Genomic DNA, 7,184 nt, shown 5'->3' on the forward strand with positions numbered 1-7,184 from the left:
CCGCTTGACCCCGTGCACGAACGCCGCGAGTTCCTCGGCGTCGAATCGCGGTGAGGGGACACCGGCGTCGGGTCAGGGGAGGACGACGATCTTCCCGGTCTGCTCCCCGGCGTCGAGGCGGGCCAGCCCGTCGCCCACCTGGGCCAGCGACACCTGCGAGTCGACGACGGGCCGCACCCCCGTGCGGGCGACGAACCGGACCAGGGCGGCGAGGTCGTCGCGCGTCCCCATCGTCACGCCCTGCACGCGGATCTCGTTGAAGAAGACGCGGGTCAGCTCGGCGGGCGGGGCGTCGCCCGACGTCGCCCCGCACACGACGATCGTGCCGCCGGGGCGCACGGACCGCACCGAGTGCGCCCAGGTGGCCTGACCGACCGACTCGACCACCGCGTCGACGCGCTCCGGAAGGCGCCCGCCCGTCTCGATCGCGTGCGCGGCGCCCAGCGCCACGGCGCGCTCGCGGCGCTCCGCGGACCGGGACGTGACGGTCACCTCGAGTCCCGCGGCGGCTCCGAGCACGACCGCGGCGGTCGCGACGCCGCCACCCGCGCCCTGCACCAGCACCCGGTCGCCGGGAGCGAGGCCCGCCGCGCCGAACAGCATCCGGTACGCGGTGAGCCAGGCCGTCGGGAGGCACGCGGCGTCCTCGAACGACAGGTCGTCGGGGATCGGCACCAGGTTGTGCGCGGGCACGGCCACGCGCTCGGCGAGGGTGCCCGGGTACTGCTCCGACAGGAGGGTGCGGCGCTCGTGCGGCCCGACGCCGTGCCCGTCGGCGCCGATCACCCCGTGCACCAGCACCCGCGTGCCGTCCGAGGTGGTGCCGGCGGCGTCCGTCCCGAGGATCATCGGAAGCTGCTCGGCCCGCAGCCCGACGCCGCGCAGCGACCACAGGTCGTGATGGTTCAGCGTGGCGGCACGGACGTCGATCGTGGTCCAGTGCTCGCGCGCCTCCGGTTCCGGCCGGTCGCCCACCTCCAGGCCGTCGAGCGGGGAGTCGGGCGAGAACCGGGCGACGGTGGCGGCGAGCATGCAGCCCAACCTACTGGCCGGGCCGCTAGGTTGTGGCGCATGCCAGTCGGTGACGTCGAGGAGAGGCTCACGGCCGCGCGCGCCGCCGTCGTCGAGCACACGCAGCAGTCCGGCCGCCGGGAGCGCGCACGCCAGGCGCTGGCGGCCGCGGACGAGGCGCTCGTGACGGCGCGGGCGTCCCTCGCGGACGAGACGGCGGACGTGCGGCGGCTGGAGTCGCTCAGCCTGGCGCGCGTGTGGTCCGCGGTGCGCGGCGACCGGGCGCAGCGGCTGGACGCGGAACGGGCGGAGCAGCAGGCGGCCGAGTACGTCGCGGCGTCCGCACAGGCCAGGCGCGACGCGGCCGCCCGCGACCTGGCCGACGTCGAGGCGGCGATGGACGCGCTCGGCGACGTGCAGGGCCGCTGGACGGCGGCCCTGGCCGCCAAGGAGGAGTGGGTGCGCGACGGCGGCGGCGCGGCCGCCGCGGAGCTGGCCGACGTGGCCGAGCAGACCGGCGCGTGGCGCACCGAGCAGCGGGAGATCGCGGAGGCACGGCAGGCCGCCGCGGTCGCCGCGGCAGCCTTGTCCGCGGCCGGGAACGAGCTGCGCAGCGCCGACGGCTGGTCGACCTACGACACGTTCTTCGACGGCGGCGCGATCGCGAGCATGGCCAAGCACGACCGTCTCGACAAGGCCGCCGCGCTCCTGCGTCGGGCCGACGGCGCGCTGCGGCGGCTCACCGTGGAGCTGGGCGACCTCGGCGAGCAGGGCGTGGGCGACGTCGGGGTCGACGGGTTCACCCGCACGCTCGACGTCTGGTTCGACAACATCTTCACGGACTGGTCCGTGCGCAACCGGATCGCGGAGGCGCGCGACCGTGTCCGTGTCGCGGGCCGTGCGGTGGACACGGTCCGCGCGCGCCTCGCCGCACGAGCCTCGGCCGCGGACGCCGAGCTCGCCGCCCTCGCCGCCCGCCGGGAGCGACTGCTCGTCAGCTGACGCGCGGGTCGGTCAGGGCGCGCCGACGTCGAACATCCACGTGATGCCGTACCGGTCGGTCACCTGGCCGTAGAAGTCGCCCCACGGCGCCTTGTCGAACGGCATGGCGTCCGATCCGCCCTCGGCGAGCTTCGCGTACGCGCCCGCCACGTAGTCGTAGTCCTCCGGCCCGCCGGTGAGTGCCACCGTCACCCCGCTGGTGGGGGCCACGTACGGCATCATCGAGCCGGAGTCGGCGGCCATGAGGGTGAGGCCGGACGGCGTGTCGAGCTGGCCGTGCATGACGAGGTCCTTGTCGGCGTCCTCGATCGGCATGCCGGAGTCCGCGGGCATGCCGCCGAACGTGCTGATGTCGAGGTCGCCGCCGAGCACCGACTGGTAGAACTCGAGCGCCTCGCGCGCCTGGTTCTTGAAGCTGAGGTAGGGGTTGAGCCGGACCATGGGTCGCCTCCAGCACGGGTCGCGGGTGGGCCGGCCGCGCGGGTCGGCGGCCGGGAACCACGCTAGGCGCGCCCCCCGACACGCGCGCGACGACCCGTCAGCGCGAACCCGGCCCCCGCCGGGTCACTCGGCGCCCCCGGCCTCCTCGACGCTGACGTTCGCGAGGAACTCGGCCACGATCGGGCCGAGCTGGTCGAACTCGATGAGGAAGCCGTCGTGGCCGAAGTCGGAGGTCACGATGCGCAGCGGCTCGGCGCCAGGGATCCACGCCGCGATGCGGCTCGCCTGGTCCGGCGGGAACAGCCGGTCCGAGTCGACGGCCACGACCAGCGCGCGCGCCGTGATCTGCGACAGCGCCGACTCGACACCGCCCCGGTCGCGGCCCAGGTCGTGGCTCAGCATCGACTCGGTGAGCACCAGGTAGGAGTTCGCGTCGAACCGACGCGCGAGCTTGTCCCCGTGGTGGTCCAGGTACGACTGGACGGCGTAGCGGCCGTCGCCCAGCGGGTCCTCGCCACCCTGCGGCAGCCGTCCGAAGCGGACGTCGAGCTCGGCCGCCGTCCGGTACGTGGTGTGCGCGATCTGGCGGGCGATGGCGAGGCCGGCGTCGGGTCCGTCGCCGTCGGCTGCCTCGTAGTAGTCGCCCCCGCGCCAGCGCGGGTCGGCCCGGATCGCGCCCAGCTGCGGGTGCGCCCACGCGATCTGGTCGCCGGACGTCTGTGCCGTCGTGGCGATGGCGGCGATGCCGTCCACCGCGATGCCCGCCTCGGGGCCGAGCAGGGCCCACTCGAGCACGCGGAGCCCGCCCATCGAGGCGCCGGCGACGAGCGTCCAGCGCTCGATCCCCAGCTGCCGGGCGAGCTCGATCTCGGCGGCCACCTGGTCGCGGGTCGTCACGCGGGGGAAGCGGCCGCCCCACGGGCGGCCGTCAGGAGCGTCCGACGCGGGCCCGGTGGTCCCCTGACAACCGCCCAGCACGTTCGGCGCGACGACGAAGTATCGGTCGGTGTCGATGGGCGCCCCGGGGCCGATCATGTCCGCCCACCAGCCGGCGGTCGGCTGGCCCGGCCCGGGGGCCCCGGCCACGTGCGCGTCGCCCGTGAGGGCGTGCAGCACGAGGACGGCGTTGGACCCGTCCTCGTCCAGCTCGCCCCAGGTCTCGTAGGCGACCCGCACGTCGGGCAGCACGCCGCCCGCCTCGAGCTCGACCGCGCCGACGTCGGCGAACTTCTTCTCCGCGACGGGGTCGCCCTCGCGCCACGCCCCCGTGGCGGGCACCGGAGGCTTCACGCGGGACCGGGAGACCGGCGTCGGGCGGACCCGCGGGGCGTCGCCCGAGGTGCGGCCGCCCACCGACGGCACGGTGGGGGCGACGCGCACCCCGCCGCCGCGACGCACCGGCAGCCGTCCGGGCATCCCCGTCGCGCGCGTCACGCGGCGGCCTCGTCGTCCGTCGTCGCGCCCGCCGTAGCCGGAGCCGTAGCCGTAGCCGTCGCCGCGGCGAAGCCGAGCTCGAGGTCGGCCAGGATGTCCTCGATCCCCTCGAGCCCGACCGAGAGCCGCACCAGGCCCGGCGTCACGCCGGAGAACGCCTGCTCGGCCGGGGTGAGCTGCGAGTGGGTGGTCGAGGCGGGGTGGATGACCAGCGAGCGCACGTCGCCGATGTTGGCCACGTGCGAGTGCAGCCGCAGCGCCGAGACGAACGCGCGGCCCGCGGCGGACGCCTGCTCGGGGTCGGTCGCGTCGAGCTCGAAGGCGATGACGGCGCCGGCACCCTTCGGGGCGTAGCGCTGCGCGTTGGCGTGCCACGGGGACGACGGCAGGCCGGCGTAGTGCACGACGCGCACGTCGTCGCGCTCCTCCAGCCACTCGGCGACGCGCTGCGCGTTGGCGACGTGCCGCTCCACGCGCAGCGAGAGCGTCTCGAGGCCCTGGGCGAGCAGGAAGGCGTTGAACGGCGCGACGGCGGGGCCGAGGTCGCGCAGCAGCTGGACCCGCGCCTTGAGCACGTAGGCGAGGTTGGCCCCGAGCGCCGAGCCGACGCCGAGGTCCCGCGCGTAGACGAGGCCGTGGTAGCTCTCGTCGGGCTCGTTGAAGCCGGGGAAGCGCTCGGGCTGCGCCGCGTAGTCGAAGGTGCCGCCGTCGACGATGACGCCGCCGATCGCGGCGCCGTGGCCGCCGAGGTACTTGGTGGCGGAGTGCACGACGACGTCCGCACCGTGCTCGATCGGCCGCACCAGGTACGGCGTCGCGATCGTGTTGTCCACGATGAGCGGCACCCCGACCTCGTGCGCGGCGTCGGCGACACCGGCGATGTCGAGCACGTCCGCGCGGGGGTTGGGGATCGTCTCGGCGAAGAACGCCTTGGTGTTCGGCCGGGCGGCCGCGCGCCAGGCGGCGGGGTCGTGCGGGTCGTCGACGAACGTCGTCTCGATGCCCAGCTTGGGCAGCGTGTGGCGCAGCAGGTTGTACGTGCCGCCGTAGAGGCTGGGGCTGGCCACCACGTGGTCGCCCGCCTGCGCCACGTTGAGGATCGCGAGGGTCTCGGCGGCCTGGCCGGAGGCGACGAGCAGCGCCCCGACGCCGCCCTCGAGGTCGGCGACGCGGGCCTCCACGGCCTCCTGCGTCGGGTTGCCGATGCGCGTGTAGATGGGGCCGAGGTCGGCGAGCGCGAAGCGGTCGGCGGCGACGTCGGCGCTGGGGAACTCGAACGACGTGGTCTGGTAGATCGGCAGCGCGCGGGCCCCGTTGACGGGGTCGGGGCTCTGGCCGGCGTGGATCTGGCGGGTCTCGAAGGTCCAGCGAGAGGTGGTCATGACGTGCTCCTGGCAGGTGGGCGCGGGTCGGCTCGGTCGGCGATCGGGCCGCGGCGGGTCCCAGGGGCCTGCGCGTCTGAGGCGGGGCCGCGGCGGTCTGCTGCGCACGCGGAGCGGATGGCTGGGTCGACGAGCGGCCGCAGGCAGGCGAACGTGCGCGGTGGTCAGCGGCACATTCGGCGGGTCATGCGGACGACGGTAGCCCTGGCGCACCGGGGGCGACAGCCGGATCTCGCCATCTGAGACCAAAATATGGACGGCGTGTCGCCTTGCTTCCCGGGCGGGCCTCGCACTCTCCGGTGGCGGTGCGTGCCCGATCGGGTGAGCCTGGGCGAGGTTGCCCGGACAGCGCCTGCCCGAAGGAGGAGCAGCCCATGCGTCGCACCAGCCGTCCGTCTGCGGACCGCGGGACCACCCGCGCCGGAGGTGTGCCTCGCGTGGCCCGATACCGGCGAGCGACCGCGCTGGCGATCGTGGCGCTGCTCGGCGGGGTGCCCGCAGGCGGGGCCGCGTGGGCCGACCCGCCGTCCGACGACGACGTCGCCGCCGCGCACGCGGCCGAGGACGCGGCGCGTCTGGACGTCGCCGGGGCGCAGGCGCGGCTCGACGCGATCCGTGCGGAGCTCGCGCGGGCCGAGGCCGACGTCCAGACCGCGGCGGAGGACTACGCGGAGGCGCGCGAGGCGCTCGCCGCCGCGAAGCGCGAGACGCACGCCGCGCGCGAGCGCGCCGACCGGGCCCAGGCGGCCGAGGACGCCGCCCGGTCCTCCCTCGCCGACGCCTACCGGACCACCGCGCGCGCGTCCGAGAGCGCCCTCGGGCCGCTCGACGTCGTGGCCGGCGCGCGCGACCTCGGCGACGTCGTCTCCTCGGACGCGGCACAGCGAGCCGTCGACCGGCGGATCGCCCGGACGCTGGCACAGCAGGCGGACCTGCGCGCCACGGCGCGCAACGCGGACGCCCGGTGGGACGCCGCGCGCGCCGCGCAGCAGGAGGCGGGCGAGGCGGCCGCGGCCGCTTTCGCCACCGCGCGGCGCACCGCCGCCGACCTCACCGCCCGCACCACCGCCGCCGAGCAGGAGCGCGACCGCCTGTTCGCACGCCTTGCCGACCTGCGCAGCACCACCGTCGAGCTGGAGCGACAGCGCGAGGCCGACCGGCAGCAGCGCGCGGCGGCGGCGCGGGAGCGAGCCGCCAAGGCCGCCGCCGAGGCGGCGTCCGGGGCGGTCGGCGAGGGGTCGGACGCCACCGCGTCGCCCGACCGGTCCGCGGACGCTCCGCGCGCGTCCGCGACGACGGGCGGGACCCGGGACACGGCGTCCGACGGCGACGACCGCGCGCAGCCCGACCCACGGCCGACGCGCACGCAGGAGCCCGACCCTGCCCCGGCGCCCGATCCCGCACCCGACCCCGCGCCCGACCCGGCGCCTGCCCCGTCGCCGAGGCCGGACCCGAAGCCCGACCCGACGCCCCAGCCGCCGCCGGTCAGCGGCGTCGGGCAGGGCAGCGCCGCCCAGGGGCGCGCCGCGCTGGCCTGGGCGCGCTCCAAGATCGGGATCGCGTACCAGTGGGGCGGGACGGGCAACCCGGGCTACGACTGCTCCGGCCTGACGTCGGGGGCGTGGAACGCCGCAGGCGTGTGGATCACCCGCACGTCGCGGTCGCAGTACCTCACGGTCGGGAAGGTCGCGTACGGCTCGATGCGGCCCGGCGACCTCATCTTCTACGCGAACGACCCGTCCGACCCGTCGACCATCCGGCACGTCGCGCTCTACGCCGGGAACGGCATGATGGTCGAGGCTCCGCGCCCCGGCGTCGACGTCCGCGAGACCTCCGTCCGCTGGGACGACGTCATGCCCTACGCCGGTCGCCCCTGACCGCCCCTGAGGCTGTGGGTACGGAAACGGCGAGAAT

6 protein-coding genes are annotated in these 7,184 nt (G+C 76.1%); 2 read left to right on the forward strand and 4 right to left on the reverse strand.

The window, feature by feature from the left end; genetic code table 11:
* Positions 1-72: 72 nt before the first annotated feature.
* Complete coding sequence (locus tag ACFT55_RS17940) at positions 73-1,032, reverse strand: zinc-binding dehydrogenase (RefSeq protein ID WP_380245204.1); 960 nt, start codon at positions 1,030-1,032, stop codon at positions 73-75.
* A gap of 39 nt (positions 1,033-1,071) precedes the next feature.
* Between ACFT55_RS17940 and ACFT55_RS17945 the strand changes: the two genes are divergently transcribed.
* Positions 1,072-2,013, forward strand: a complete 942-nt coding sequence (locus ACFT55_RS17945; RefSeq protein WP_380245205.1) for a hypothetical protein — start codon at positions 1,072-1,074, stop codon at positions 2,011-2,013.
* 12 nt (positions 2,014-2,025) lie between these two features.
* Here the strand turns inward: ACFT55_RS17945 and ACFT55_RS17950 are convergent, their stop codons facing one another.
* From ACFT55_RS17950 to ACFT55_RS17960, 3 genes are all read right to left on the reverse strand, one after another.
* Entirely contained in the window at positions 2,026-2,454 is a 429-nt protein-coding gene (locus ACFT55_RS17950) for a VOC family protein (protein WP_380245206.1), read from the reverse strand.
* A 123-nt stretch (positions 2,455-2,577) separates the two neighbouring features.
* Complete coding sequence (locus ACFT55_RS17955; RefSeq protein WP_380245207.1) at positions 2,578-3,888, reverse strand: homoserine O-acetyltransferase; 1,311 nt, start codon at positions 3,886-3,888, stop codon at positions 2,578-2,580.
* Positions 3,885-5,270: a bifunctional o-acetylhomoserine/o-acetylserine sulfhydrylase gene (locus ACFT55_RS17960; RefSeq protein ID WP_380245208.1), complete on the reverse strand. Its 1,386-nt coding sequence runs from the start codon at positions 5,268-5,270 to the stop codon at positions 3,885-3,887. Before ACFT55_RS17960 ends, ACFT55_RS17955 begins: the two co-directional genes overlap by 4 nt.
* Positions 5,271-5,707: 437 nt before the next feature.
* Here ACFT55_RS17960 and ACFT55_RS17965 point away from each other — a divergent pair, with 437 nt between their 5' ends.
* Positions 5,708-7,147, forward strand: coding sequence for an NlpC/P60 family protein (locus tag ACFT55_RS17965; RefSeq protein ID WP_380245209.1), 1,440 nt, complete (start codon positions 5,708-5,710; stop codon positions 7,145-7,147).
* The last annotated feature ends 37 nt before the right edge of the window (positions 7,148-7,184 follow it).

This window comes from Isoptericola sp. NPDC057191 (assembly GCF_042670225.1).
In the GTDB taxonomy this organism is placed as follows: Bacteria; Actinomycetota; Actinomycetes; order Actinomycetales; family Cellulomonadaceae; genus Isoptericola.

Excerpts from the sequence above, each read along its gene's own strand:
- ACFT55_RS17940 (WP_380245204.1), bottom strand. The coding sequence starts at position 1,032 with ATGCTCGCCGCCACCGTCGCCCGGTTCTCGCCCGACTCCCCGCTCGAC.
- ACFT55_RS17945 (WP_380245205.1), top strand. The coding sequence starts at position 1,072 with ATGCCAGTCGGTGACGTCGAGGAGAGGCTCACGGCCGCGCGCGCCGCC.
- ACFT55_RS17950 (WP_380245206.1), bottom strand. The coding sequence starts at position 2,454 with ATGGTCCGGCTCAACCCCTACCTCAGCTTCAAGAACCAGGCGCGCGAG.
- ACFT55_RS17960 (WP_380245208.1), bottom strand. The coding sequence starts at position 5,270 with ATGACCACCTCTCGCTGGACCTTCGAGACCCGCCAGATCCACGCCGGC.